This window comes from Stenotrophomonas sp. GD03819, assembly GCF_029841665.1.
In the GTDB taxonomy this organism is placed as follows: domain Bacteria; phylum Pseudomonadota; class Gammaproteobacteria; order Xanthomonadales; family Xanthomonadaceae; genus Stenotrophomonas; species Stenotrophomonas geniculata.
On record NZ_JAOCEW010000029.1, the window covers coordinates 1 to 25881 of the forward strand.

Annotated in this window: 22 protein-coding genes and 1 riboswitch; of the genes, 16 read left to right on the forward strand and 6 right to left on the reverse strand. The window is 66.5% G+C overall.

From position 1 onward, the window contains the following. Window positions 1-207 precede the first annotated feature (207 nt). Window positions 208-1785: a BCCT family transporter gene (locus tag N5D45_RS16590; protein ID WP_021203612.1), complete on the reverse strand. Its 1578-nt coding sequence runs from the start codon at window positions 1783-1785 to the stop codon at window positions 208-210. A gap of 245 nt (window positions 1786-2030) precedes the next feature. Then, window positions 2031-2132, forward strand: a riboswitch (TPP riboswitch). Between the two features lie 82 nt (window positions 2133-2214). On the opposite strand from N5D45_RS16590, the gene thiC reads away from it, so the two are divergent. From thiC to N5D45_RS16620, 6 genes are all read left to right on the forward strand, one after another. Beyond that, window positions 2215-4059 carry a phosphomethylpyrimidine synthase ThiC gene (gene thiC, locus N5D45_RS16595; RefSeq protein ID WP_010483982.1) on the forward strand — a complete coding sequence of 615 codons (1845 nt, stop codon included), beginning with the start codon at window positions 2215-2217 and terminating at the stop codon, window positions 4057-4059. A 93-nt stretch (window positions 4060-4152) separates the two neighbouring features. Then, entirely contained in the window at window positions 4153-4824 is a 672-nt protein-coding gene (locus N5D45_RS16600; protein WP_010483983.1) for an ion channel, read from the forward strand. Window positions 4825-5084: 260 nt separating this feature from the next. Beyond that, window positions 5085-7409 (forward strand): winged helix-turn-helix domain-containing protein, encoded by a 2325-nt coding sequence (locus N5D45_RS16605; RefSeq protein WP_279939306.1) that lies wholly within the window; start codon window positions 5085-5087, stop codon window positions 7407-7409. Window positions 7410-7524: 115 nt separating this feature from the next. Then, window positions 7525-8424, forward strand: a complete 900-nt coding sequence (locus tag N5D45_RS16610) for a helix-turn-helix transcriptional regulator (protein ID WP_010483985.1) — start codon at window positions 7525-7527, stop codon at window positions 8422-8424. A 49-nt stretch (window positions 8425-8473) separates the two neighbouring features. After that, the gene (locus tag N5D45_RS16615; RefSeq protein WP_010483986.1) at window positions 8474-11332 is read left to right on the forward strand and encodes a TonB-dependent receptor; all 2859 of its coding nucleotides are present in this window, start codon (window positions 8474-8476) and stop codon (window positions 11330-11332) included. 170 nt (window positions 11333-11502) lie between these two features. Continuing rightward, the gene (locus tag N5D45_RS16620) at window positions 11503-11712 is read left to right on the forward strand and encodes a hypothetical protein (RefSeq protein ID WP_010483987.1); all 210 of its coding nucleotides are present in this window, start codon (window positions 11503-11505) and stop codon (window positions 11710-11712) included. A 55-nt stretch (window positions 11713-11767) separates the two neighbouring features. On the opposite strand, the gene N5D45_RS16625 is transcribed toward N5D45_RS16620, so the two are convergent. Together N5D45_RS16625 and ppa are read right to left on the reverse strand one after the other, a co-directional pair. Beyond that, window positions 11768-12889: an HDOD domain-containing protein gene (locus N5D45_RS16625; protein ID WP_049437215.1), complete on the reverse strand. Its 1122-nt coding sequence runs from the start codon at window positions 12887-12889 to the stop codon at window positions 11768-11770. Between the two features lie 152 nt (window positions 12890-13041). Further along, window positions 13042-13578, reverse strand: a complete 537-nt coding sequence (gene ppa / locus N5D45_RS16630) for an inorganic diphosphatase (RefSeq protein ID WP_005410935.1) — start codon at window positions 13576-13578, stop codon at window positions 13042-13044. A 183-nt stretch (window positions 13579-13761) separates the two neighbouring features. Between ppa and N5D45_RS16635 the strand changes: the two genes are divergently transcribed. From N5D45_RS16635 to N5D45_RS16650, 4 genes are all read left to right on the forward strand, one after another. Next, window positions 13762-14235, forward strand: a complete 474-nt coding sequence (locus tag N5D45_RS16635) for a hypothetical protein (RefSeq protein WP_279939307.1) — start codon at window positions 13762-13764, stop codon at window positions 14233-14235. 72 nt (window positions 14236-14307) lie between these two features. Further along, window positions 14308-14808 (forward strand): RNA polymerase sigma factor, encoded by a 501-nt coding sequence (locus tag N5D45_RS16640; RefSeq protein ID WP_014038389.1) that lies wholly within the window; start codon window positions 14308-14310, stop codon window positions 14806-14808. Between the two features lie 104 nt (window positions 14809-14912). Further along, window positions 14913-15848 carry a FecR domain-containing protein gene (locus N5D45_RS16645; protein WP_010483991.1) on the forward strand — a complete coding sequence of 312 codons (936 nt, stop codon included), beginning with the start codon at window positions 14913-14915 and terminating at the stop codon, window positions 15846-15848. 228 nt (window positions 15849-16076) lie between these two features. Further along, entirely contained in the window at window positions 16077-18995 is a 2919-nt protein-coding gene (locus N5D45_RS16650) for a TonB-dependent receptor (RefSeq protein WP_279939308.1), read from the forward strand. Between the two features lie 150 nt (window positions 18996-19145). Here N5D45_RS16650 and N5D45_RS16655 read toward each other — a convergent pair whose 3' ends face one another. Continuing rightward, window positions 19146-19403 carry a DUF2789 domain-containing protein gene (locus N5D45_RS16655; protein WP_057502949.1) on the reverse strand — a complete coding sequence of 86 codons (258 nt, stop codon included), beginning with the start codon at window positions 19401-19403 and terminating at the stop codon, window positions 19146-19148. Between the two features lie 106 nt (window positions 19404-19509). Between N5D45_RS16655 and N5D45_RS16660 the strand changes: the two genes are divergently transcribed. From N5D45_RS16660 to N5D45_RS16680, 5 genes are read left to right on the forward strand one after another with little or no spacing between them, the layout of a single operon-like run. Beyond that, window positions 19510-20097 (forward strand): biliverdin-producing heme oxygenase, encoded by a 588-nt coding sequence (locus tag N5D45_RS16660; RefSeq protein ID WP_019338795.1) that lies wholly within the window; start codon window positions 19510-19512, stop codon window positions 20095-20097. Between the two features lie 31 nt (window positions 20098-20128). Beyond that, the gene (locus N5D45_RS16665) at window positions 20129-20596 is read left to right on the forward strand and encodes a YbaN family protein (protein WP_260363584.1); all 468 of its coding nucleotides are present in this window, start codon (window positions 20129-20131) and stop codon (window positions 20594-20596) included. Then, window positions 20583-21311 (forward strand): tonB-system energizer ExbB, encoded by a 729-nt coding sequence (gene exbB, locus N5D45_RS16670; RefSeq protein ID WP_260363583.1) that lies wholly within the window; start codon window positions 20583-20585, stop codon window positions 21309-21311. Before N5D45_RS16665 ends, exbB begins: the two co-directional genes overlap by 14 nt. 9 nt (window positions 21312-21320) lie before the next feature. Continuing rightward, window positions 21321-21746 (forward strand): TonB system transport protein ExbD, encoded by a 426-nt coding sequence (gene exbD / locus N5D45_RS16675; protein ID WP_010483997.1) that lies wholly within the window; start codon window positions 21321-21323, stop codon window positions 21744-21746. Further along, entirely contained in the window at window positions 21743-22462 is a 720-nt protein-coding gene (locus N5D45_RS16680; RefSeq protein ID WP_260363582.1) for an energy transducer TonB, read from the forward strand. Before exbD ends, N5D45_RS16680 begins: the two co-directional genes overlap by 4 nt. Window positions 22463-22541: 79 nt before the next feature. Here the strand turns inward: N5D45_RS16680 and N5D45_RS16685 are convergent, their stop codons facing one another. Beyond that, on the reverse strand, window positions 22542-24569 hold the full coding sequence (locus N5D45_RS16685; RefSeq protein WP_109814439.1) for a sodium-translocating pyrophosphatase: 2028 nt from the start codon (window positions 24567-24569) through the stop codon (window positions 22542-22544). A 332-nt stretch (window positions 24570-24901) separates the two neighbouring features. Between N5D45_RS16685 and N5D45_RS16690 the strand changes: the two genes are divergently transcribed. After that, window positions 24902-25405, forward strand: a complete 504-nt coding sequence (locus N5D45_RS16690) for a hypothetical protein (protein WP_057502937.1) — start codon at window positions 24902-24904, stop codon at window positions 25403-25405. Between the two features lie 74 nt (window positions 25406-25479). Here N5D45_RS16690 and N5D45_RS16695 read toward each other — a convergent pair whose 3' ends face one another. Continuing rightward, on the reverse strand, window positions 25480-25872 hold the full coding sequence (locus tag N5D45_RS16695) for a DUF488 family protein (RefSeq protein ID WP_057502936.1): 393 nt from the start codon (window positions 25870-25872) through the stop codon (window positions 25480-25482). Between the last annotated feature and the right edge of the window lie 9 nt (window positions 25873-25881).

A 25881-nucleotide genomic window follows, 5' to 3' on the forward strand; every position in this document is an offset into this window, starting at 1 on the left:
ACCGGGAAATTGTCGGAGGCGGGGAGGGGGCCGATGGCGGGACCGTCCACGGCATGGATGCCGTGGCCGAGCCTACAGGGACGTACTTGCGGCGTGTCCCGCCATCGGCCCCCTCCCCGCCAAACCAGCAGAAATCCAGAGCCGCTTTTGAAGTTGTTGTTGCCGTTGCTTGAAAAAAGCGGTGCAGCCGCAGGCTGCAAAACCCCCTCAATCCTGATCGTGCGCGCGCGCTGCCTCCGCCTGGGTTTCCTCCTGCGCCGCCATCTCGCGTGCGATCCACGCATCGATCATGTGCCGCTGGCGCTGCGCCTGCCGCCGCTCACGCGTGTACTCCTGGTCGAGCACGCGGTACAGCGACACCATCACCAGCACCATCAGCAGCGCGAATGGCAACGCCGCAATCGTGATCATGCCCTGCAGTGCATCCAGGCCACCGGCCAGCAGCAACGCCGCTGCGATCAACGCCACGGCGATGCCCCAGGCCAGCTTGCGCTTCAACGGAGGATCGCCTGCTTCGTCAGTGGACATGCTGGCCAGAACCAGTACCGCCGAGTCGGCCGAGGTTACGAAGAAGATCATCAGCAGTACCAGTGCGATGCACGACAGCAGCAGCGGCAGCGGCATGCTGTCGAACAGCGTGAACAGCACCGTCTCGTAGCCATTGCCCAGCGCCTGCACCAGGTCGGCATGGCCGAAGATCTGCGCCCACAGCGCGGTGCCGCCGAACACCGCGAACCAGAAGAAGCCCAGCAGCGTCGGCGCGAGCACTACACCGATCACGAACTCGCGCACGCTGCGGCCGCGCGAGATGCGTGCGATGAACGAGCCCACGAACGGTGCCCACGAGATCCACCAGGCCCAGTAGAAGATTGTCCAGTCCGCCACCCAGGTGCTGCCGGAGAACGGTGACATGCGCAGGCTCATCGTCACCAGCTGGTTGAGGTAGGAGCCAAGCGTGGTGGTGAACGTATCGAAGATGAAGCCGGTCGGCCCCAGCACCAGCAGGATGGCTGCCAGCAGGGCAGCCAACGCCAGGTTGAAATTGGACAGCCACTTCACACCCCGCTCCACGCCACTGGCGGTGGACGCCATATACAGCACGAAGGCGACGGCAATGATGGTCATCTGCACTGGGACGGTAGCCTGCACGCCGAACACGCGCTCGATGCCGGCGGCGATCTGGATGGTGCCGAAGCCCAGCGTCGTCGCGACACCGATCGCGGTGGCGACCACTGCAGCGATGTTGACCACCCGACCGATCCAGCCGCGATGGTGGCGGCCGATGATCGGCTGCAGCATGTCGCTGACCAGGCCACGGCCGTTGCGGTTGAACTGGAACCAGGCCATTGCCAGCCCGATCAGCGCGTAGATGGCCCACGGGTGCAGGCCCCAGTGGAAGAATGCATAGCGCATCGAGGCGCGTGCCGCATCCAGGCTCTGCGGAGCAAGCCCTTCCGGTGGCTTGCTGAAGTGCGAAATGGGCTCGGCGGCACCCCAGAACACCAGGCCGATGCCCATGCCGGCGGCGAACAGCATCGACATCCAGCTGGCCCGCGAAAATTCCGGTTCGGCGTCTTCGCCACCGATGCGCAGGTTGCCGAAGCGGCCGAAGGCCAGGTACATCAGGAATACCAGGGCCAGGAACACGACCAGCAGGTAGAGCCAGCCGATGCCGCGGATGAGTTCGCCGAGGATGCTCTGCACCACGGTATTGAAGGGACCGGGTGCAACACCGGCGAGCAGCACCAGCAGCAGAACCAATGCAATGGAAACGCGAAACACCATGAAGGGGCTTCTCCGATCAAGGGATTGAGGGGAGCGAGCAGAGCTTGCTGCGAGGGGCCGGCGACATGCAGCACAGACCGGGCAGGGGCCGCGAAGGCGACGAGGAAACACCGGCCGCAGCGGCACGATGCGCGTGCACGTTACTGAATGCGATGTCACGGTTCTGTTAATACAGAAACAGCGGATCCACGCCGTGCGTGGATGGAACAGCCAGGAGCTGCGGTGCGTTCTATGGTCTAATGCGCACCAAGAAGCGGGGGTACCGCGGCCATGTGGCCACGGTTGAGACAGTCCCTTGGAACCTGATCCGGCTCATACCGGCGTAGGGAAGCTTTGCAGTGCAGCCATGCCCGGACTCCGCCCAAGGACCGTCCGGGAGCGGCAGCAGTGCGCCGCCGCTTCGTCCCTGACCTTCCTGGACGATGCCCGATGAACGCACAGCTCTCCGCCCTGCAGCAACAGGCCCAGCAACTCTCCGAATCCGTGACCCGGCCCATTCCCGGCTCGCGCAAGATCCACGTGCCCGGCTCACGTCCGGATCTGCAGGTACCGATGCGGGAGATCGCGTTGACCCGCACGCCGACGTTGTTCGGCGGCGAAGAGAACGCACCGGTCACGGTCTACGACACGTCCGGTCCGTACACCGATCCGGAGGTGCGCATCGATCTGTCGGCCGGTTTGCCGGAACTGCGCCGCGGCTGGGTGGAAGAGCGCGGTGATACCGAGCAGCTCGAAGGACTGAGTTCTTCGTTCGGCCGCGATCGCGAGCAGGACCCGAAGCTCGATGCGGTGCGATTTCCCGCGCGCAGCCTGCCACGCCGTGCGCGTGCAGGTGCCAACGTCACCCAGATGCACTACGCGCGCCGTGGCATCATCACGCCGGAGATGGAGTTCGTCGCCATCCGCGAGAACCAGCGCCTGGACGCGATCCGCGATGCCGGCCTGCTGCAGCAGCACCCGGGCGAGGCATTTGGTGCCTCGATCCAGAAGATCATCACACCGGAGTTCGTGCGCGATGAGATCGCACGCGGCCGCGCGGTGCTGCCCAACAACATCAACCACCCGGAAAGCGAGCCGATGATCATCGGCCGCAACTTCCTGACCAAGATCAACGCCAACATCGGCAACAGCGCTGTGTCCTCGGGCATTGCCGAGGAAGTGGAGAAACTGGTGTGGGCGATCCGCTGGGGCGGTGACACGGTGATGGACCTGTCCACCGGCAAGCACATCCATGAGACCCGCGAGTGGATCATCCGCAACTCGCCGGTGGCGATCGGTACCGTGCCGATCTACCAGGCGCTGGAGAAGGTCGACGGCCGTGCCGAAGCACTTACCTGGGAGATCTTCCGTGACACGCTGATCGAGCAGGCCGAGCAGGGCGTGGACTACTTCACCATCCACGCTGGCGTGCTGCTGCGCTACGTGCCACTCACCGCCAAGCGCGTGACCGGCATTGTCAGCCGTGGTGGCTCGATCATGGCCAAGTGGTGCCTGGCGCACCACAAGGAGAATTTCCTCTACACGCATTTCGAAGACATCTGCGAGATCATGAAGGCCTATGACGTGACCTTCTCGCTGGGTGACGGCCTGCGCCCGGGCTGCATCGCCGATGCCAACGACGCCGCGCAGTTCGGTGAGCTGGAAACGCTGGGTGAGCTGACGAAGATCGCCTGGAAGCATGATGTGCAGACCATGATCGAAGGCCCCGGCCATGTGCCGATGCAGCTGATCAAGGAGAACATGGACAAGCAGCTGCGCGAGTGCGGCGAGGCGCCGTTCTATACGCTGGGCCCGCTGACCACCGACATCGCGCCGGGCTACGACCACATCACCAGCGCGATCGGTGCGGCGATGATCGGCTGGTTTGGTACCGCCATGCTCTGCTACGTGACGCCGAAGGAACACCTCGGCCTGCCCAATCGCCAGGACGTGCGTGACGGCATCATGGCCTATCGCATCGCCGCGCATGCGGCCGACCTGGCCAAGGGCCATCCGGGCGCGCAGGTGCGCGACAACGCGCTGAGCAAGGCGCGCTTCGAGTTCCGCTGGGAAGACCAGTTCCATCTTGGCCTGGATCCGGAGAAGGCCAAGGAATTCCATGACGAGACGCTGCCGAAGGATGCGCACAAGCTGGCGCACTTCTGCTCGATGTGCGGTCCGCACTTCTGTTCGATGAAGATCACCCAGGACGTGCGCGACTACGCCGAGGCCGGCATGAAGGAGAAGTCGGCGGAGTTCCGCGCGGCCGGTGCCGAGGTCTACCGCCAGGGGTGATGCGGAAGCGGGGGTGCCGGCCAGCGGCCGGCACTACCGCTCATCACACCGCTCCCGGCTATCCTCGGCCCACCACCCCGGGGAAAGGACGCCATGCCCGTTGCCATCACCACCCGCTGGCTGGCCATTGCCCGCCGTCATCCTTCGGCCTGGCTGCTGGGGGCCCAGTTGATCGCCGTGCTGCTATACCCCGCGCTGGATGACACCGCTGCGGGCCGCGCGGCGCTGGGCATGTTCGGCATGGCGGTACTGGGCCTGGCGCTGTGGGTGGTCCAGCGCAGCCCGCTGGGCACCTGGCTGGCGCTGCTGCTGGCCATTCCTTCGGTGGTGTTCTCGCTGGCCGGTGCATTGCTGGATCGCAGTGCGCTGCTGACCACCGCGCAGCTGCTGGAAAGCCTGCTGTACTTCTATACGGCCGGTGCACTCATCGCCTACATGCTCCAGGACCATAAAGTCACCCGCGATGAACTGTTCGCGGCAGGTGCGACATTCACGTTGCTGGCCTGGGCCTTCGCGTTTGCTTTCGCCGTGTGCCAGCAGTGGTATCCGGGCAGTTTCCAGGGCACCGGTGGTGGTGCACAGCGCACCTGGATGGAACTGCTTTATCTGAGCTTCAGTTTGCTCTCGGGTGTCGGTCTGAGCGACGTCGTGCCACTGCATCCGCAGGCGCGTGCATTGGTCATGCTGGAGCAGTTTTCAGGCGTGATGTACGTGGCTTTGGTGGTTTCGCGACTGGTCGGATTGACCATGCTGCGGCGCATGTGAAAATGAACGCCAGATAAAAATTCCGCGCCCCGCAGGGCGCGAATGGTGCAGCAAATTATGTGAATGCGTCGGCGAGAGAGAGCCTGGATGTCGACCACGCGATAGGCGAGGTAACCCGCATAGGCTAGTATTCGCCCGCTTCATTGTTTTTGCGGTATGCGCCGATGCTTTGTGCGGAGTCTGGCTTTTTGCTGTTCCCAGGACGGGAGGGTATCGAAGGCAAACGCTGCCCCGGACCTGTCTCTACTGTGTAGCGGAAAATGAACAGCAGTGAAAACCAGCCCCCCGGATTCGATCGGATCCGGATCGGAGAGTGCACTGTCACTCTGTCCTCGCGAGAAGTCGAGGTCGTCGGTGCGCGTCGCCCGCGTCGGCTGACGCCGAAGGCGCTGGGCGTGCTGCGTGTACTGCTGCGCCAGCCAGGGCGTGTTGTCACCCGCGATGAACTGTTCGCGGAAGTCTGGCCGGACACGCTGCCGACCAATGATGTGCTTACCCAGGCCGTCACCCAGCTGCGCAAGGCGTTCAGCAACGACGACGACAACGGCCAGGCCTATATCGAGACCATCGCCAAGACCGGCTATCGCCTGCTGGTGCCGGTGCAGGTACTGGACGATGTCGAGCCGGCGCCGTCCGCAGGAGCCGATGACGGAATCGCGGACCTGCAACCGGTGATGGTCATCGCCGAGGAGAGGCCGGCACACGTGCAGGCATCGCGCCGCCGCTGGCGCCATGTCCGCCGGCGCGTGCTGCTGGTGCTGGGCGTGCTGATGCTGGCCACGGTGGTGGTGCTGGCCGCGCTGCTGCTGCGGCGGGCACCGGCCAGCAGTTCAGCGGTGGATGCGGCCGTGGAGAACGGCACGCGCGTGATCGGCAGCCCGCAGCGTCCCTATCGGTTGATCACCGCAACCAGCGGTTTTGAAACCTATCCCACGCTTTCACCCGATGGCTCGTTGGTGGCCTATGAAGGCGCCAACGAAGACGGGCAAGGGGGTGGGGCGATCAAGGTACAGACCTCCGGCAACGCGCCAGCGCGGCAGCTGCTGGCTCCGCCGGCCGGCTCGGTCGACCGCTTCCCGAGCTGGTCGCCGGATGGACGCGAGATCGCCTTCGCGCGGTTCAGCAACAACGGCGGCTGCCAGGTGCTGATCGCCAGCGCGACCGGTGGTGCCCTGCGCCAGGCCACGCGGTGCGATGGCACCGAGCTGCTCAGTTTCGACTGGACGCCGGACGGCCGTGGCCTGGTGTTCGGCAGCATGGTGGGGCGCTATGCCCATCGGGGCATCCGCAAGCTCGATCTGGCCAGTGGCCAATGGGAGGCGCTGGACTACGGTGTTGCCGAGGATGACTTCGACTATGCGCCGCGCTACTCGCCTGATGGCAAGTGGCTGGTGTTCGTGCGCAATCCGCAGCTGGGCGACCTGTGGCGCATGCCGGCAGCGGGTGGCACGCCCGAGCAGCTGACCAGCGAGGCCGCTGAACTGCGTGGCTGGGCCTGGTTGCGTGATGGCCGGACGATCGTGTTTGGACGCCGTGTCGACAGTGAAGTGCGCCTGTACTACCTGGACGTCGAGAGCCGCACGCTGCGCGATGCCGGGCTCGACGACGCACAGTGGCCGGCCACTGCACGCCGCGCGGGCATGCTGGCCTTCGTCCATCGGCGCGCGCAGTTCGGCATCTTCAAGGTGCCGATGGAGGGCGGCTCGCCGCCGCAGCGCTTGTTTGCGTCCAGTGGCCGGGATGGGCAGCCGATGGCGGCGCCGGATGGACGCCAACTGGTGTTCACGTCCGATCGTTCAGGCAGCTTCGCGCTGTGGTGGGCGGACATGGAGCGCCCCGATTCGCTGCGGCCGATCGAAGGCTTGCGGCCCGAGGCACGTCAGGCACCGGACTGGTCGGCCGACAGCCGGCGGTTGCTGGTGGTGGGGCGCGACGAGCACGGACGCACGGTGGTCTATGAGATCGCCCCACGTGACGAACGCGTCCAGCCGTTGCCTGTCCCGTCGGAGCAGCCGCTGCAGGCACTGTACGGGGCACGCCCGGACCAGCTGCTGGTGGTCGAGCGCGATGACCAGCAACAGACCCGGCTGAGCCTGTTTGATCGAAGCGTGCAGCCCTGGCGCCGCCTGGCCAGCATCGACGGTGTTTCGCAGGCGCGGTTCGATCGCAGCAGCGGGCGTGTGCTGTTCACCCGCCTGGCCGCAGGAGGCCTGTGGTCGGTGGATGCGGCGTTGGCACCGGCAAGTGTGCAGCAGATCAGCGATGACCGGCCCAGCCGGTGGCGGTACCGGGCCTGGACCGTGGCCGGCAGCAACGCGATCGGCTACCTCGGTACGTCCACCCGTTGTGGCACGACACTGGTGCTGATCCAGGCCGGACGCGAGGAACCGGAACGCTGCCTGGATGCGGAACGCCTCAGTGCCGGCAACGGGCTGAGTGCCGGCGCCGATGGGCACACGCTGTTCGTGGCAATGGCGGTCAGCGACGGTGCCGACATCGGCGTGATGCGCTTGCCCGAGCGCTCACCGACGCTGCTTCCGGCGTTCTCCAAGTTGTTGTTGTTCAACGGAAATGGGCCTTCGTAATTTCTTCGTGGCGACCTCGCCGCGAATTCGTGGCGATCTCGTCTGACTTTCCTGACGTGGTGCCGCCTGATTTGGCAAAACGGAGGCCTGTACTAGGCAAACCGTGGTGCCCCCCATGCGTCAACTCTCGCTGGCCGATCGCGGCCAAACCGTCTCTCTGGACCGGTCGCTCGACGATGCTGCGCCGACCTGCCTGGGCGTGGCCCGGCTCGGCAGCCTGCAGACCGCAGGCAGCAGCTTCACTGTGTGGATGCAGGTGCGCGGCAGCTCCTGGGTGGAAGCCAAGGAAGGACGCTTCCGCTTGCGCCAGGGCGAGTGGATCGCCTTCGAGAAAGAGTCGCGGCCGCTGGTGCAGGCAGGCCGCAACGGCTTGTGCGTTGGCCTGAACCTGACTGTCGAAGCACTGCGCGTGCTGGCCGAGATGGCCGACTGCGGCCTGTACGCCGGGCGTGGCCGCATGAGCCGTGGCGATGCCCGCGTTGCGCTGCGCCTGTGGCGCGATGCGCTGGCCAGTGGCCAGCCGGCACAGGCACTGCGCCCGCTGCTGCTGCATCTGGCGGGCCTGCAGCGTGGGCTGGCCGACAACGTGCAGCGTTGCCCGGGTCGCTCGCGCAGCCGCAAGCGCCAGGTATTCGGCCGCATGCAGCGCGCCCGCCTGTACCTGGAAGGCAACAGCCACCGCGTGGTGCGCATCGGTGAACTGGCCGAGCTGACCAACTTCTCCAGCTGGTATCTCTCCAAGACCTTCCAGAGCCTGTACGAGGAAAGCCCGCAGTCGCTTTCAGCACGTTTGCGCCTGGAACGGGCGGCCGATCTGCTGCGTGACACCGACATGATGGTTGGCGAGGTCGCTGCGGCCAGTGGCTTCGACAACTGCTGCAGCTTCGCGCGTGCGTTCCGCGCCCGCTACGGCCAGTCCGCATCGCGCTTCAGGGAAAACGGCGGCTTGCTGCCGCCACAATCTGCAAAGTCTCCGGTTGGCTCGCGCAAATACAGCGCTGCAACGCAATCGTAACGTGCTGGGGTGTTTTAACACGCTGCTAACACGTACCTTGGAGAGATAGATGAACGTTCGTAATCCCGCAGTGCGGCTGGGCCTTCTGCCGGCTGGCATTGCGTTGGCGCTGACGCCCGCCTTTGCTTCTGCGCAGGAAGCAAAGGATGCGACCACCCTGGATCGCATCGAAATCACGGGCTCGCGCATCCGCGGCGCCTCGATGGAGACCCAGCAGCCGGTCCTCACGCTGAGCCGTGAGAACCTGGAAAAGCAGGGCTACACCACCGTCGCCGATGTCCTGCAGAACCTGACCTCGGCAGGTTCGCCGGCCATTTCCCGCGCGGACTCGCTGTCCTCCGGCGAAAACGTTGGCGGCTACTACGTCGACCTGCGCAACCTTGGCGCGCAGCGCACCCTGGTGCTGATGAACGGCAAGCGCCTGGGCGCGACCACTGCCGGCTACCAGGATCTGAGCCAGATTCCGATGGCCGCCGTCGAGCGCATCGAAGTGCTGAAGGATGGCGCCTCCGCCATCTACGGTTCGGACGCCATTGCTGGCGTGGTCAATGTGATCACCCGCAAGCGCTTCGATGGTGCTGAAGCCAGCGTCTACGTTGGCCAGTACGGCCGCGGCGACGGCGACACCAACACCTACTCGTTCACCCTCGGCTCTGAAGGCGAGCGTGGCGGCGTGACCCTGTCGGCCGAGTACTCCAAGCAGGATCCGGTGTGGGCGAAGGATCGTTGGTTCAGCCGCGACGGCGGCCTGGGCCCGAATTCGACCTCTGCCGACTGGAGCCCGCTGAGCCAGAACAGCACCTGGTGCGACCCGCGCGTGTGGGGCGACTGCAAGCCGCGCGCTGCAGGCCAGCCGCAGCCGGAGTGGAAGACCCTGAATCCGGGCGGTGACCCGAAGAATGCGGCCGACTACCACCTGCTGACTCCGGCCGAGTACTCCAACGCCAACCAGCAGATGATGGTGCAGACCGGCATCGAGCGTAAGTCCGTGTATGTCAACGGCAGCTACGATCTGGCTGATTCGATCACCTTCAATGCTGACGTGCTGTACAACCAGCGCACCACCGACCAGCAGATCGCGGGTTACCCGTACCAGTCGCTGTCGTTCGGTACGCCGCTGTCGAAGGACAGCGCGTTCAACCCGATCGGCCAGGACGTTGAGTTCCGTCGCCGCCTGTGGGAAGTGCCGCGTACCACCAAGAGCGACCTCAAGACCCTGCGCTTCGCGCCGAGCCTGAGTGGCTTCTTCGAGTTTGCCGGCAAGACCTGGGACTGGGACGTTGGCGCGCTGTGGAACCGCAACGAGCTGACCAAGACCGGCTACGGCGACATGAGCCTGATCGCTTCCGAGCAGGCACTTGGCAAGTCGTTCATCAACGGCCAGGGCGTTGCTCAGTGCGGGACCGCCGCCAATCCGATCCCGCTGAGCCAGTGTCGCCCGTGGAACCCGCTGCTGCCTTACGGCGTCAACGGCCAGGGCTCGCTTGCCGACCGTGATCTGCAGAACTTCCTGTTCCCGACCTACACCGACACTGGTGTGACCAAGACCACCAGCTACACCGCCAACCTGTCCGGTTCGCTGTTCGAGCTGCCGGCCGGTGACCTGGGTGTGGCCATGGGCTACGAGCACCGCAAGGAAGAAGGCCGCTTCGTGCCGGACGCCTTCCGTCAGTCGGGCCAGTCGACCGGCCTGGCGTCGACCACCACCTCGGGCAACTACTCGCTGGATGAGTTCTACCTGGAACTGAACGTGCCGATCCTGTCGGACCTGCCGTTTGCCAAGGAACTGACCTTCAACGTCGCAAGCCGCTACTCTGACTACAGCAACTTCGGTGACACGATCAACTCGAAGTTCGGCCTGGTGTGGCGCCCGATCGACGAACTGCTGGTCCGCGGTACCTACGCAGAAGGCTTCCGCGCACCGACCGTTGACGATCTGTACGGCGGCACCAACTCGAGCTTCGAGCGTTATACCGATCCGTGCGGTTCGACCTCGCCGGGCAACGTCGCTGGCAATGCTGCCTGCGCCGCGGCTGGCGTGCCGGCCAACTACGTGCAGGTCGGCCAGGGCTTCGCGCCTTGCAGCACCTTCCCGTGCGCGACCCCGGACCAGTTCGTCAGCGGTTCGAATTCGGCTCTGAAGCCGGAAACCTCCAAGAGCAAGACGGTTGGCCTGGTCTGGAGCCCGCGTTGGGTGCAGGGCCTGGACATCTCGCTCGACTGGTACCGCTACGAGCTGAAGAACATGATCATCGCTGACAGCGTTGATCGCATCCTGCGTGACTGCTACGTGCTGGGCAACGCAGCTCGCTGCGAAGGCGTCACCCGTGCCGCTGATGGCCATATCGAGGCGCTGACCTACGGCCTGGCCAACCTCGGCTCGATGGAGACCGAAGGCTACGATCTGGGTGTCAAGTACCGCCTGCCGGAACTGTCGATCGGCAAGTTCAGCATCGACTGGCAGACCAGCTACCTGGCCAAGTACGACGAAGCCGGCCAGAACAAGAAGGGTGAGAACATCACCATCGGTCGCGTTGGTGAGCCGGGCCTGTTCCGCGTCCGTTCGAACCTGGGTGTCAACTGGGAGCTGGGTGACTTCGGCGTCAACTGGACTGCCCGCTACTACTCGGGCATGAAGGAAAGCTGCATCGACGACGCATGGTGCGACGCTCCGAACCACTACGCCAATGGTGAGCCGGATCCGCTGCGCCACACCGGCTCCAACACCTTCCACGATGTGCAGGTCAGCTGGAAGGCTCCGTGGGATGCCACCATCGCCCTGGGTGCGAACAACGTGTTCGATCACCGCGGTGCGCTGCAGTACTCGGCGCCGAACTCGAGCTTCGCCTACTACGGTGGCTTCGACGTCGGTCGCTTCCTGTACATGAAGTACACCCAGCGCTTCTGATAGTTCGAAGTGCGACAGCAGTACCAGGAGGGCGGACCGCAAGGTCCGCCCTCTTTCTTTGTAGGGGAATTCCGAAATATCTTGGAAGGTGAGGGAGGTCACGTTCCTGTCGTGTCGCAATCAACACAGTTGCTGGGTCCACTTGCGGACCCTTGCACATGGAGAGAGCGATGAAGAGCACGCTGTTGCACAAACTGTCTGCTGCTGCACTGATCTATGCAACATTGGTGGGTGCGGTGTTTGCCCAGACCGGTGGCGTCTGTGGGGGCGGGCTGTACTGCGAGGAGCTGCGTCAGGAATGCCTGGCTGCAGGCAAGTCGAAGGTCCTGTGCGATCTGCAGTATCGCCACTGCGTGCAGGATGCCTGCGGCGCGCGCTGATGCAAAAAAGGCGCGCCTTTGGGCGCGCCTTCGAGGTTCTTCCTGCGTTGACAGCTCAGGTCTCGCTGGGTACCAGTCCCATCAGGCTGTTGGCATGCTCCCGCCACTGCGGCAGCCTGTTGAGAACACCTGCGCGCTGCAGGTAGTCCTCGTCCACCGGATCACCATTGACCAGTGCCAGTGCCACGTGCACTGCGCCGGTCACCCAGAAGCTGCGTGTATTGGCACGCTGCGGCTGCAGATGGAACGCGACCGCTTCGATGATCGGCATCGGCAGGCCCCACAGGCCGAGCAGATAGGCACCGGCTTCGGCGTGGCCCGGGCGGGTGTCACCGGCCAGCGACGGTTCGCTGCGCTCGTTGCGCACGCCGGGCAGCAGCAGGCCGATGTCGGCCAGCAGCGCGGCGGTCGCGCCCAGTTCGGCGCTGGATTCGGGCAGCAGGCGTGCCGCCAACCGCGAGGCGAGCAGGGCGCGCTGCTGTAGTGAATTGCGCTCGGCCGTGGACAGTGTCGGTGCCGAGAACACCTCGCTGGCCAGTACCAGATCGCGCAGCGTCGACAGGCCGAGGCGGGTCACGGCGGTGCGCAGGTCGGCGATGGTGCGGCCCTGGCTGAAGAACGCCGAGTTCGACAGCTGCAGCACCTTGGCCGCGATCGCCGGATCAGCGGCCACCAGCTTGGCGACGTCGGCGCTGTCGGCGTCGTCGTCATGTTCCAGTGCCTGGGTCAGGCTCAGGTACAGGTGCGGCGGCGAGGGCAGCTTCTCGATACGGCCGATGGCGTCGCGCAGGCGAGGGCTGTCCAGCACTTCACGCAGCTCTTCCAGGCTGGTCAGCGCTTCCAGCAACACTTCCGGTGCCAGCGGCAACGGCAGGAAGCGGTGGGCCACGCCGATCAGGCGTGCCGGCGGCGGCCGGTTGCCGTGCTGGGCGTCCACCAGCGCAATGCGGATGGTTTCCGGGCGCAAGGTCCGGATCTGGCCCAGCAGCGTGGTGGCATTGAGATCCGGCAGTTGCGGGCAGACGATCACCGCATCCACGCCCTGCGTGGCCACCGCGGTCATTGCGGTCTGGCCATCGGTGGCGGTCAGCGGCTGCCAGTCTTCCCCAAGATCGGCAATGAATTCGGTCAGCTCAGCCGGCAGGCTGGCTGCATCCCCAACAAGCAGAATACGCACGACACATTCCCCTGGCTGTCTCGACGATGGATGTCGACGACGTGTGAAGTGACGCAATTTACCTAATACGGCGGCAAGAGTGATGTGCCGTCGTCATGAAACGTGACCCGCATCGCTCCGGCGGGGTGCCGCCGGAGCGATCCGGTTCAGGCTCAGGCCTTGCTGTCGAGATGGCGCTGGTGCGCCTCGATCAGGATCTGCTTGGCCTCAGCGGCGCCGCCCCAACCGTCGAGCTTGACCCACTTGCCCTTCTCCAGGTCCTTGTAGTGCTCGAAGAAGTGGCCGATGCGCTCCAGCCAGTGGCTGGACACCTGGGCGATGTCTTCGACGTGGGCGTAGCCACTGAAGATCTTCGACACCGGCACGGCCAGGATCTTCTCGTCGCTGCCCGCCTCATCGCTCATCTTCAGCACGCCGACCGGACGGCAGCGCACGACCGAGCCCGGCACCAGCGGCAGCGGCAGCACCACCAGCACGTCGGCCGGATCGCCGTCGCCGCACAGGGTGCTCGGCACGTAGCCGTAGTTGCAGGGGTAGCGCATCGGGGTGGACAGGATGCGGTCGACGAAGATCGCGCCGGTTTCCTTGTCCACTTCGTACTTCACCGGCTCCGAGTCCTTCGGGATCTCGATGATGACGTTGATTTCTTCCGGCGGGTTCTTGCCGGGCGAGACGAGTTCCAGACCCATGGTGTGCTCCAGGTGGGGGATATAGACGGATAGCTCCCCATTTTATGCCTTTGCCGGGCGCTGTGCAGGGGAGGGGGCCGACGGCAGGGCGTGGAAGGCGCCGACCCGGCGGGCCGGGGTTGACCGATGGGGCCGGGCGGCGTGCGCGCGCAGGCTGGATACACCTACCCGAGGAGTTCCCGCATGAAACCATCCGCCCTGTCACTCGGCCTGTTCTGCGTGCTGCTGATCGCGCCCGCCGCCCAGGCCTTTCCCTACGTGGACCTGATCGACTACCCGCACCAGGAAGCCAACTGGGACCGCTTCTTTGCCCTGGAAGGCCGGTTGCAGCATGGCTTCGACAGGATCTGTGGCGACACCTTCTGCGAGGGCGAGTACAGCGACATCCGGGCGCTGCGCCTGCGGTGTTCAGTGGATGCGGTGCGCGGCACGGTGCGTGAGTGCCTCTGGGCATTTGCCGCCAGTGACCTGGCCGTGTCGCGGAACGACGGTGCAATCGTGGCCCGGCAACCGACCTGGCTGTGCCGGCTGCCGCTGGTGCCTGGCACCCCGGTTGAGGACTTCCATGCGGCGCTGGCGGCCCGTAATCCGCTGCATGATCCGTTGCCCGGCACGTCGGAGAGCGTCTATGACGGGCTGACCGGCTGCATCCATTGATACGAACGTGACTGATTCGCATTAACGGAGTAGCATGCGCGGCGCCTTCCGTCTGTCGTCCCGGTTCCGCGCATGTCCTCCAATGCCGCCTCCCTTACCGAACTGCTGATCCGTGAGCGGCCGGCACTGCTGCGCCGGGTGCAGCGCATCCTCGGCGGAGACAATGGTGCCGAGGACGTGATCCAGGCCGTATGGTTCAAGGCCCGTGGGGTCGACGACAGCCAGGCCATCGACAACCCGCGGGCCTATCTGTACCGGCTGGCCGCCAACCTGGCCACCGACCACGGCCGCGAATCGACCCGGCGCAACCGCCTGCTGGCCGACCACTACCTGTGGGGGCCGGACGAGGTCATCTCGACCGAGGAACAGGCCATGGCACAGGACGAACTGCAGCGGGTGCTCGATGCGGCGGGGCACCTGCCGGAGCCGACCCGCACCATCTTCCGGCTCAACCGCCTGCAGGGCCTCACCCAGGCCGAGATCGCCCGCCGTCTCGGGGTGTCGGTGACGACCGTCGAAAACCATGTGCGCACCGCCCTGCAGCGCCTGGCCTGGGCACGCAGCGGCCGATGATGGCCCCGGCTTGGGGCTGGCCCTCGCTGAAACGTCTTGATCACTGGACCGTGGATGCGGTCTAGTTCCTCCGCCCGCGCTTGAATGCGCCTGTCCGCCAGCCGATGAGCCCGCCGAACACGCTGCCCGCCGCCAATGACGATGCCCTGGCCGAACAGGCCCGGGGCTGGATCGCGTGGCTGGCCTCGGGTGACATCGGCGAAGGGCGCATGCACGAGTTCGAGCGCTGGCTGGCACAACCGGGGCACCGACGCGCCTTCGAACACGAGCGCGCGCTGTGGCGCAGTGTCGGGCCACGCCCGCAGGTCCGGCCCGCCGAACGCCCGCGGCCGCATCGAATGCGCTGGGCAATGGCCGCTGCAGCCGCGCTGGCGATGCTGGTGGCATGGCCGGAGGCCTGGTTGCGGCTGCAGGCCGACCATCGCAGCACGCACGTCGTGCAGAACGTGCAATTGCCCGATGGCAGCCGCGCAGTGCTGGATGCGGACAGTGCGATTGCCGTGCGCTTCAATGCACATGCACGCGAGATCGAGCTGCTGCGTGGGCGTGCCTGGTTCGAGGTCAGCCCGGATGCGCAGCGACGTTTCAGCGTGCGTGCGGGCAACGGCGTGATCGAGGACATCTCGACCGCGTTCACCGTCGCGCGCGGCGATGACCAGGTTGAAACCCAGGTCGGGCAGGGCAGGGTGCGCGTGGCCAGCCCGGCCGACGGTGGCTGGACCTATCTGCAGGTGGGCCAGCGTGCGGTCTATGGCGAGCACAGCGGCGTGACGCGTCTGCGGGATGTGGCTGCCGACAGCGTCGGCGCGTGGCGGCAGGGCGAGCTGCTGCTGGAGCAGGCCAGCGTCGCCGACGCCGTGCAATGGGTGGGGCGTTACCGCGCCGGCCCGACCTTCGTGCGCGGCGATCTGTCGCGACTACCCGCAGTGAGTGCCGCATTGCGCATCGATCGCCCGGAGCAGGCGCTGGATGCACTGGCCGCAACAGCAGGTCTGCAGGTCACCCGCCTGCCGCTCGGCGTCGCCATCATTCACCAGTAGATTCACGCCATGCGTGGATGAAGGTCCCAGTGTGCCGACCAACGGTCGGCACCCACCACGATCACCGGCCGGTCGGCACCTGCCGCGACCGCAAATCGCTCTTGGGGTTGCCGCGCGCCCAACCGTCTTACCCCGCGAACGTACCCGCCGCCGCCACGTACGTCGCCGTGTCCGCCCGTGTTGCGGATGACGCCGCGCCTGCGGCACCGATTACCTGACAGGTTCCCCATGTTCGACTCCCACCGCCCGGGCCGCGCGCTGCGCCCGTCCCGCCTGTGCATCGCCCTGCTGGCCGCCGGCCTGGCCAGCGCCGCACCGTCCGTGCTGGCACAGGGCGCCACCGGCAACCACGCTGCCGTGCAGCGCTTCGACATTCCAGCGCAGCCGCTGGATGAAGCGCTGCGCAGCTATATGCGCCAGTCCGGCGTGCAGGTCGTGTATCCGGCCACCCTGGCCCGGGGCGTAACCTCGCGTGCGGTCAATGGCAGCCTGCCGGCCAACGAGGCGCTGCAGCAGCTGTTGCAGGGCAGTGGCCTGGCGGTGCGCCGCGTCAGCGCAGATGCAGTCACTCTGGAAGCGGCGACGCCGGTGCAGGCCGGCAGCGGTGTGATCGTCACCGACACGCTCAGCGTGGCCGGCGACCGCGTCGACAGTGGCGCGACCAGCGACGAGGCGCGCCTGCTCGACAGCTATCGCAGTGTGGGCTCCACCACCACGCTCAGCCGCACGCACCTGGAACGTTTCCGCGGCACTTCCAACGGCGACATCGTCAAGGGCGTGGCCGGTGTCACCGCCGGTGACCCGCGCGTGGGCAATGGGTTCGACGTCAACATCCGTGGTATCCAGGGCCAGGGCCGCGTGCCGGTGATCATCGATGGCGGCCAGTCCAGCATGGATACCTACCGCGGCTATGCCGGCCAGTCACAGCGCACCTACCTCGACCCGGACCTGATCTCCAGCCTGACCATCACCAAGGGCCCGAGCCTGCAGGCCAACGCCTCCGGTGGCATCGGTGGCGTGGTCGAGATGGAGACGCTGAAGATCGGTGACGTGCTGCGCGAAGGCCGTGACTTCGGCGTACGCGTGCGTGGCGGCCTGGCCAACGCCAGCGCCAACAACCTGCCGTCCTATAGCGCCGCGCCGCGTTCCGACCGCAGCGCCACCGGCAGCCAGTTCTTCAACGTGGCCGCAGCCGGTCACTGGGACCGCTTCGATCTGGTCGCCGCCTATGCTTACCGCGACAACGGCAACTATTTCTCCGGCAAGCACGGTTACGACGACTTCCCGCAGACCCGTCGCACGCTGGCACCCCTGAATCCGCCGCGTACCGAAGTGTTCAACACCTCGTCGCGTTCGAAGTCGGCGCTGCTCAAGGGCACCTGGCGCATCGACGATGCGCAGACGCTGGAAGCGGGCTACCGCCGCTACGAAGGCACCGCCGGCGAGATCATGGCCTCGCAGATCATCCGCGTCGACCGCGATCGCATTCCGCAGTGGGACCCGGGCCATGTCGACATGGACAGCTACACCCTGCGCTACCGCTTCAATCCGGACAGCGATCTGGTCGACCTGCGTGTCAACGCCACATACACCGATACCGACAGCGTGATGTACAACAGCCTGACCGGCATCACCCCGTGGTACTTCGACCGCCGCACCGAGTGGTATGACGCGCCCAGCTTCAGCGGCGACCCCGGCTACAAGGATGCCTACCGCAATCCGCTACGACAGAAGCGCTTCGGCCTGGATGCCAGCAACACCTCGAAGTTCGACACTCGTGCTGGTGCGTTCACCTTCGACTACGGCCTGTCCTACAGCGACGAAGACATCGCGCCGGGCAGTTCGGGGCCGGTCATGCACGACGATCTGGTCAACAACCGCTTCCTGCGCAACGCCGAGCGCAAGGAATACAGTGCCGTGGCCTCGCTGAAGTGGCAGCCCGATGAGCATTGGGAACTGCTGGCCGGCGGACGCTGGAACCGCGTGGATGTGCATGACCGCAACCGCCTGGCCACGCCCGACGCCTATGAGGTACAGGGCCAGTACCGTTACACCGAACTGCTCAATGGCAACCCGGCGCTGCCGTCGTGGCGGGCCAAGCGCATCGCGCTGCTGAACTGGTACCCGGACGCCAACGGCAACTTCACCCAGGAATCACTGCTGGCCTCACCGTACAAGAAGGGCACGGTGGGCGACATCGGTGGCTGGAACTTCTACGACGCCGGCAAGGCGCAGGACCTGGAAGTGCCGGTCAGCTGGACCTGGTCGCAGCCGATCCGCCGTCGTGACACCGCGTTCTCGCCGACCGCCAGCGTGGCCTATCGCTTCAGCGAAGACACCATGGTCTACGTGAAGTACGCCGAAGGCACCAAGCTGCCGAGCCTGTTCGAGACCACGCTGGGCCTGTTCACTGCCGCCAAGCCGGTGGGCGAGCTGAAGCCGGAGCGTGCGCGCAGCTGGGAAATCGGTGCCAGCACCATCCGCTACGACCTGTTCACCGCTGGCGACCGCCTTGCGCTGAAGCTGGCGTACTTCGATACCCGCATCGACGACCTGATCACCCGTGACTACCGCACGCTGTCGGCAGGCCTGATCCGCAACGTCGACCAGTTCAAGGTCTCGGGCATGGAGTTCCAGTCCAGCTATGACAGCGGCAAGGTGTTTGCCGATCTTTCCGCGCACTACTACTTCAAGGCCAAGACCTGCGCGCCGGACATCGCCGCAGAGCGCCGCGCCTATGGTGCACAGCGCAAGAACGATGAACTGGCCAACACGCCGGACTGCGTGGACGGCGGATTCGAGGGGTCGTACACCAATACACAGAATCCGCCGCGCTACATGGTCAATCTGACGCTGGGCTCGCGCCTGTTCGACGAGCGCCTGACCTTCGGCACCCGCGTGGTCCACAACGCCGGCCCGATCAGCAAGCTGGACAAGGACTGGAACGTGGGCCTGTCGGCGATCCAGCAGCTGTACCGGCCAACGACGCTGGTGGACCTGTTTGCCAGCTGGAGCTTCAACGGCCAGCTGTCGGTGGAAGCGGGCGTGGACAATCTGACCGACCGCTACTACCTGGATCCGCTCGCTCTGGGCGTGATGCCGGCCCCGGGCCGCACCGCGCGCCTGGCGTTGACCTGGAAGTACTGACCGATCGTGGATGAGCGATGGGGTCGGATCCCTTTCCTGCGGAGAGGGCTCTGACCCCATCGTGCCCCGACCGTCCTCGGTGGGTGCGGACTTTGGCCCGCACCGCTTCCGCCGTGTGATCGCCAGCGCCGGGCCATGCCCGGCGCCTGTTTACAGCCCGGTCGCAGCCTTCACTGCATCTTCGTGCAGCGACTCGTTCAGCTCATCCACCACCGTGCTCCATGCCGCATCGGCCTGCAGCGATTCGGACAGGAACTGGCGCTGGGCATCGTTCCAGTAGGGTGCCTCGACCACTTCAACGTCGGTGGCCAGCTGGTGCTCGCGGATGAAACGGGCGATGGCCTCGGCGCTGGCGTCCAGGCCCAGCTGCAGGAACAGGTTGGTCATGCGCGGTTCGGTGGTGATCATCATCGGTTCCTGCTGGAAGAAGGGATGGTCCATTATCGGCGCACACGGCCTTGGGGAAAGCCCCGCGGCGAACGTCTACAGCACGACGACCCCCTTGGCATCCCCCATGAACGCACACATCGCTCCCGAAGACAGCCGCAGCCTGCGGCTCAAGGCCGCCACCCGCGACAGCCACGGTGCCCTGGACAAGCGCATCATGGCCGGCGACATCTTCGCCGACCGCAGCAATTTCGCCCGTTTCCTGCGCGTGCAGTATCGGTTCCACCGCAGCATCGATGCGCTGTATGCCAACCCTGCGCTGGACGCACTGCTGCCCGATCTCGGTGAGCGCCGCCGCCTGGCCCAGATCGCGCGCGACCTGCAGGACCTGGAGCAGACCCTGCCAGGCGCGGACATCGACGCGCTGCCCTCGGACCTGGCGCTGCCGGCCGCCCTTGGCTGGCTGTACGTAGCCGAAGGCTCCAACCTCGGCGGCACCATTCTCTACAAGATGGCCGCCAAGCTCGGGCTGGACCGTGACTTCGGCGCCCGCCACCTGGCCGCGCACCCGGATGGTGCGGCGCGCCACTGGCGTGAGTTCACCGCCGCGCTGGACGCGGTGCCGCTGAGTGCCGAGCAGGAGCAGCAGGTGATCGACGCAGCCGATGCCGCGTTCCGCAGCGTGCACGGCCACGTCGAAGTGGAATTCGCCTGATGCACGGCGCGCGCCCGCAGGCGCAACGCTGATGCGCTGGCTCTGGTTCGCGCTGGGCTGGTTGATGGTCGGCCTCGGGGTGATCGGCGCGTTGCTGCCGGTGATGCCGACCACCATCTTCCTGATCCTGGCCGTGGGTTGCTTCGCACGCAGCTCGCCGAAGTTCGAGCAGCGCCTGCTGGCACATCCGCGCTATGGCCCATCGCTGCGGCTGTGGCGCGAGCAGGGCGCGGTGTCGCGCAAGGGCAAGGCCTTTGCCAGCGCCGGCATGGCGGTCGGCTTCGCGATGTTCTGCTGGGGCGCGCAGCCGTCCTGGCGCCTGCTGCTGGGCGTGGGCCTGTTCTTCGCGGTCAGCGCCGGCTACGTGCTCAGTCGACCCGCACCGCGGCTGGAGCCCCATCCGGTCGTGGAAGTGGACGACGCGCATGATCCGCGCGCGGCCCGTCGTCGCGCAGCGACCCCTGATGCTGATGGAAACCAAGACGATGCTGCCTGCTGACCTGGCTCCTGTGGCCGCCCCCGCATTGACCCCGTGGGGCATGTACCTGGCCGCCGACGTGGTGGTGAAAGCCGTGATGATCGCGTTGGCATTGGCGTCGCTGGCCACCTGGACGGTGCTGCTGGCCAAGGGCTGGGAGTTGGCCCGCCAGGCCCGGCAGCTGTGGGCGGCGCGCGCGCTGTTGCTGCAGGCGCCGAGCCTGCCCGGCGAGAGCGCCGATGCCAGTGTGCAGCAGGGCACTGCGCTGGCGATGTTGGATGCGGCCCGCACCGAACTGCGCCTGTCGCAGGATCTGGAAGGGCGCGACGGCATCAAGGAGCGCATCGCCTCGCGCCTGGACCGCATCGAACTGGAAGCCGCACGCGTGCAGCGGCGCGGCATCGGCGTGCTCGCCAGCATTGGCGCGGTGGCGCCGTTTGTCGGCCTGTTCGGCACGGTGTGGGGCATCATGAACAGCTTCATCGGTATCGCCCACAGCAACACCACCCACCTGGCGGTGGTCGCACCCGGCATCGCCGAGGCGCTGCTGGCCACCGCGCTCGGCCTGGTCGCCGCGATCCCGGCGGTACTGGTCTACAACCACTTCAGTCGCGTGCTGGCCGGTCTGCGTGGCCTGCTCGGCGATCTGTCGGCGGCCGTGCAGCAGCTGGTCTCGCGCGATCTCGACCGCGCCCTTCCACGCGCTGCAGCGGCGTCGCTGCGTGCGGTGCACTGAGAGGCGGCGATGGCCATCAGGACCGCGTCCGACCGCGACGACACGCCGGAAGAATCGCACGAGATCAACGTCACGCCCTTCATCGATGTGATGCTGGTGCTGTTGATCATCTTCATGGTGGCGGCACCGCTGGCCACCGTGTCGGTACCGGTGCAGCTGCCGGCCAGCAGTGCCAGTGCCACGCCGCCGGAACAGGCGCCGGTGTACGTGACCGTGCAGGCCGATCTGTCGCTGCGTGTCGGCGAGCAGGCGGTGGCACGCGACGGGCTGGCCGCTGCGCTGCAGGTAGCCACCCACGGTGACACCTCGCAACGCCTGTTCCTGCGTGCCGATACCCGCGTGCCTTACGGTGAACTGATGGCAACGCTGGATGCGCTGCGTGCGGCGGGCTACCTGAAGGTGGCACTGGTTGGACTGGAGCAGGGCGCGCGATGAGCGGACTGCGGCGCTGGGCGACCAGCCTGGCGATCGTGCTGCTGGTGCATGCGTTGCTGGTCAGCGTGGCCTGCTGGTGGGCGGCGCTCGCACCGGCGGTGGCCGCCGCAGCGCCGCCCGCTGCATTGATGCTGGAGCTGGCGCCGATGGCACAGGCGCCTCCGGTGCCGCCGCGCGAGGTTGCCACTGGGCCGCTGCAACAGCAACAGCAGCGACAGGCGCCGAAACCGGCCCTGCGTGAGCAACCCAAGGCACCGGTGCAGCCGCAGGGTGACCTGCCACCGCCGCGTACGCCGGAGCCGACGCCCTCGCCGGACACCGCCGAGGCCAATGTCGCGCAGACCAGCGCACCGCCGCAGGTGGCGGCCGACGCGGCCGCACGCTACACCGCACCGCAGACCACCGCCGGCGAGCGCAGTCGCGCCGAGGCCACCTGGGAGGGGCGCCTGCTCGGGCATCTGCAGAAGCATCGGCGCTATCCGCGCCAGGCCGAGCGGCTGCGCCAGCAGGGCGTGGTCTACGTGCGTTTTGCCGTGGCCCGGGATGGTGCGGTCTCGGGGCTGACACTGGGCCGCAGCAGTGGCTTCGCGTTGCTCGACCAGGAGACGCTGGACACCGTGCGACGTGCCAGCCCGGTACCGGCGCCGCCGGCCGAGGTAGCCGGCGACCCGGTGGACGTGATGGTGCCGGTGTCCTTCTTCCTGCGCGGGCGGTGATTGACGATGGGGTCGGATCCCTTTCCGCAGGAAAGGGCGCTGACCCCATTCGGCGCCGCCATCCACGCATGGCGTGGATCTACAACAGCGGTACCAGCAGCAGCGCGACGATGTTGATGATCTTGATCAGCGGGTTGATTGCCGGGCCGGCGGTGTCCTTGTACGGGTCACCGACGGTATCACCGGTCACCGCGGCCTTGTGCGCTTCGCTGCCCTTGCCACCGAAGTGGCCGTCCTCGATGTACTTCTTGGCATTGTCCCAGGCGCCGCCGCCGGTGGTCATCGAGATGGCCACGAACAGGCCGGTCACGATCGTGCCGATCAACAGGCCGCCCAGTGCGCGCGGCCCGAGCAGCAGGCCGACCACCACCGGCACCGCCACCGGCAGCAGCGAGGGCACGATCATTTCGCGGATCGCCGAGCGGGTCAGCATGTCCACCGCTTTGTCGTACTGCGGCTTGCCGGTGCCCTGCATGATGCCGGGGATCTCGCGGAACTGGCGGCGTACCTCCTCCACCACCGCACCTGCCGCACGGCCGACCGCTTCCATCGCCATCGCACCGAACAGGTAGGGGATCAGGCCACCGATCAGCAGGCCGATGATCACCGTGTGGTCGCTGAGATCGAAGCGGAACTCCTGGCCGGGATGCGCGGCCTGCAGGTTGTGCGTGTAGTCGGCGAACAGCACCAGTGCGGCCAGCGCCGCCGAGCCGATCGCATAGCCCTTGGTCACCGCCTTGGTGGTGTTGCCCACCGCATCCAGCGGATCGGTGATGTCGCGGATCTCCGAGGGCAGCTCGGCCATCTCGGCGATGCCGCCAGCGTTGTCGGTGATCGGCCCGTAGGCATCGAGGGCGACGATCATGCCGGCCATCGACAGCATCGCGGTGGCGGCGATGGCGATGCCGTACAGGCCGCCCAGCGCGAACGCGCCCCAGATCGCCGCACACACCGCCACGACCGGCAGCGCGGTGGACTTCATCGAGATGCCGAGGCCGGCGATGATGTTGGTGCCGTGGCCGGTGGTCGACGCCTGCGCCACGTGCTGCACCGGCTTGTACTGGGTGCCGGTGTAGTACTCGGTGATCCACACGATCAGACCGGTCAGGACCAGGCCGATCAGCGCGCATCCATACAGCGCGATGGGACCATGCACATTGTCGGCCATCAGCCCGGTGGTGATCGGGTAGAACGCGATCGCGGCCAGCACGCCGGAGACGATCACGCCCTTGTACAGCGCGCCCATGATCGAGCCGCCAGGCTTCACCTTGACGAACAGCGCACCGATGATCGAGGCGATGATCGACACACCGCCCAGCACCAGCGGATACAGCACGGCATTGGCGCCTGCCTCGGCCAGCATCAGGCTGCCCAGTAGCATGGTGGCGATCACGGTGACCGCATAGGTCTCGAACAGATCGGCGGCCATGCCGGCACAGTCGCCGACGTTGTCACCGACGTTGTCGGCGATCACCGCCGGGTTGCGCGGGTCATCCTCGGGAATGCCGGCTTCCACCTTGCCGACCAGATCGGCGCCGACGTCGGCGCCCTTGGTGAAGATGCCGCCGCCCAGACGCGCGAAGATCGAGATCAGCGACGAACCGAACGCCAGACCGACCAGCGCGTGCAGCGCCTGTTCCATCGGCAGGCCCATCCGCAGCAGCAGTGCGTAATAGCCGGCCACACCCAGCAGGCCCAGGCCGACCACCAGCATGCCGGTGATCGCACCGCCGCGGAAGGCGACGTCCATCGCCGCACTGATGCCATGGCGTGCGGCCTCGGCGGTGCGCACGTTGGCGCGTACCGACACGTTCATGCCGATGTAGCCGGCCGCGCCGGACAGCACCGCGCCGACCGCGAAGCCGATCGCGGTGTACCAGCTGAGGAACACACCGACCAGCACGAACAGCACCACGCCGGCCACGCCGATGGTCAGGTACTGGCGGTTGAGGTAGGCACGCGCGCCTTCCTGGATCGCGGTGGCGATCGCGATCATGCGTTCATTGCCGGTGGGTTGGCGCAGGATCCAGCGCGCCGAGACGATTCCGAACAGGATCGCGAGAATGGCGCAGCCCAGCGCCAATGAAAGCCCGTGACGTTCCAGCATTAGACCCCTCCGCAGAATGGATGTAGGCATCCAGTGGCGATGAACGGCACCACGAGGGGGACGACGGGCTGCAGCCTGGAACCAACCCGTACCGACCTTGGTGGTCGTCCGACGTATGGCGGTGTTCAGCATTCCCTGGTACCCGCAGTATGCGTTCGGCGCACTGTAGAGTCGAGCCGTGCTCGACTGGCTTCCAGAGGCCATGCTCGACGGGCTGCTGCGAGCTGCGGCGCATGCCGCCAGTCCATGGGCGTGATTCGAGAACCGCAGGCCTTTGCACCCCGTTAAGCCAGCCTCTGCAAGCCTGCGCACAGTCCCGTAGGAGATTCCCCATGCGCCTGTCCCTGTTGATGCTTGCCGCCCTGGTCCCGGCCGTACCGGCACTCGCCGCGGAAACCCCGGAGCTGCAGCGCGCCGTGGGCGCTCCCCAGGCAGTGGGCGCAGTGCACACCCTGCGGCAGATCCCCGAGGCCTGCGCGCGCCTGGAAGGTGCCTTCACCGGCCAGGCGGCCGAGCCGTATCGCTTTGCGCCGGTGCGGACCAGCGAGCAGTGCCAGCCGCGCGCGCGCTTCGTCGACTACACCAAGGCACAGCCAAGTGCCGACAAGGGCTGGAAGCTCAATGATGTGATCCGCGTGCCCAGCGCAGCATGCCCGGCACAGCAGGCGGTGGTGCGCGTGTGGCGACTGCCGTCGAGCAACAAGGTCGAGCTGGACGGTCAAGGCCAGTCGCGCATCTATCTGGAAGAGGCCAAGAAGCAGGCCGCGGCCGGCCAGATTCCGCAGGTGACCATGTTCGCCGCGCAGCTGCAGATGGAAGGCAAGGCCTGTAATTGATACAGGTGGGTGCCGACCGTTGGTCGGCACCGCTGCCGCGTCTACGCATGGCGTGGATCTACTGCGGCGCGCCATCATTCTCCGGCCGGCTTCGCCCCCCGCGCTACCAGCAACTCGCGCAATGCCTTGCGATGGCAATGCGCTTCGTCCTCGCAGTAGCACCCTACGCTGATGTCGCTGTGCCGTGACATCGCGGCCAGCAGGTCCAGCGCGTGGGCCGCATCCGGCGCCTTCATCTCCGCCTTGTAATCGCGGAAGAAGGCAGTCCAGTCGGCGGCGGTCTTCGCTTCATGCGCCCGCTTCACCAGCTCCGCGCTAGGTGACAGGGGCGGAAACCAGACGTCGTACCAGTCCTGCCGGGCGAACTCGCTGCGCGGCACGCCGCGCGGTGGGCGCCTGACGGTGCCGATACGCAGTCCCTCGCCGGGCGCACGCGGTGTACCCAATCGAACAACACGCAGTGCCATGGTGTTCCT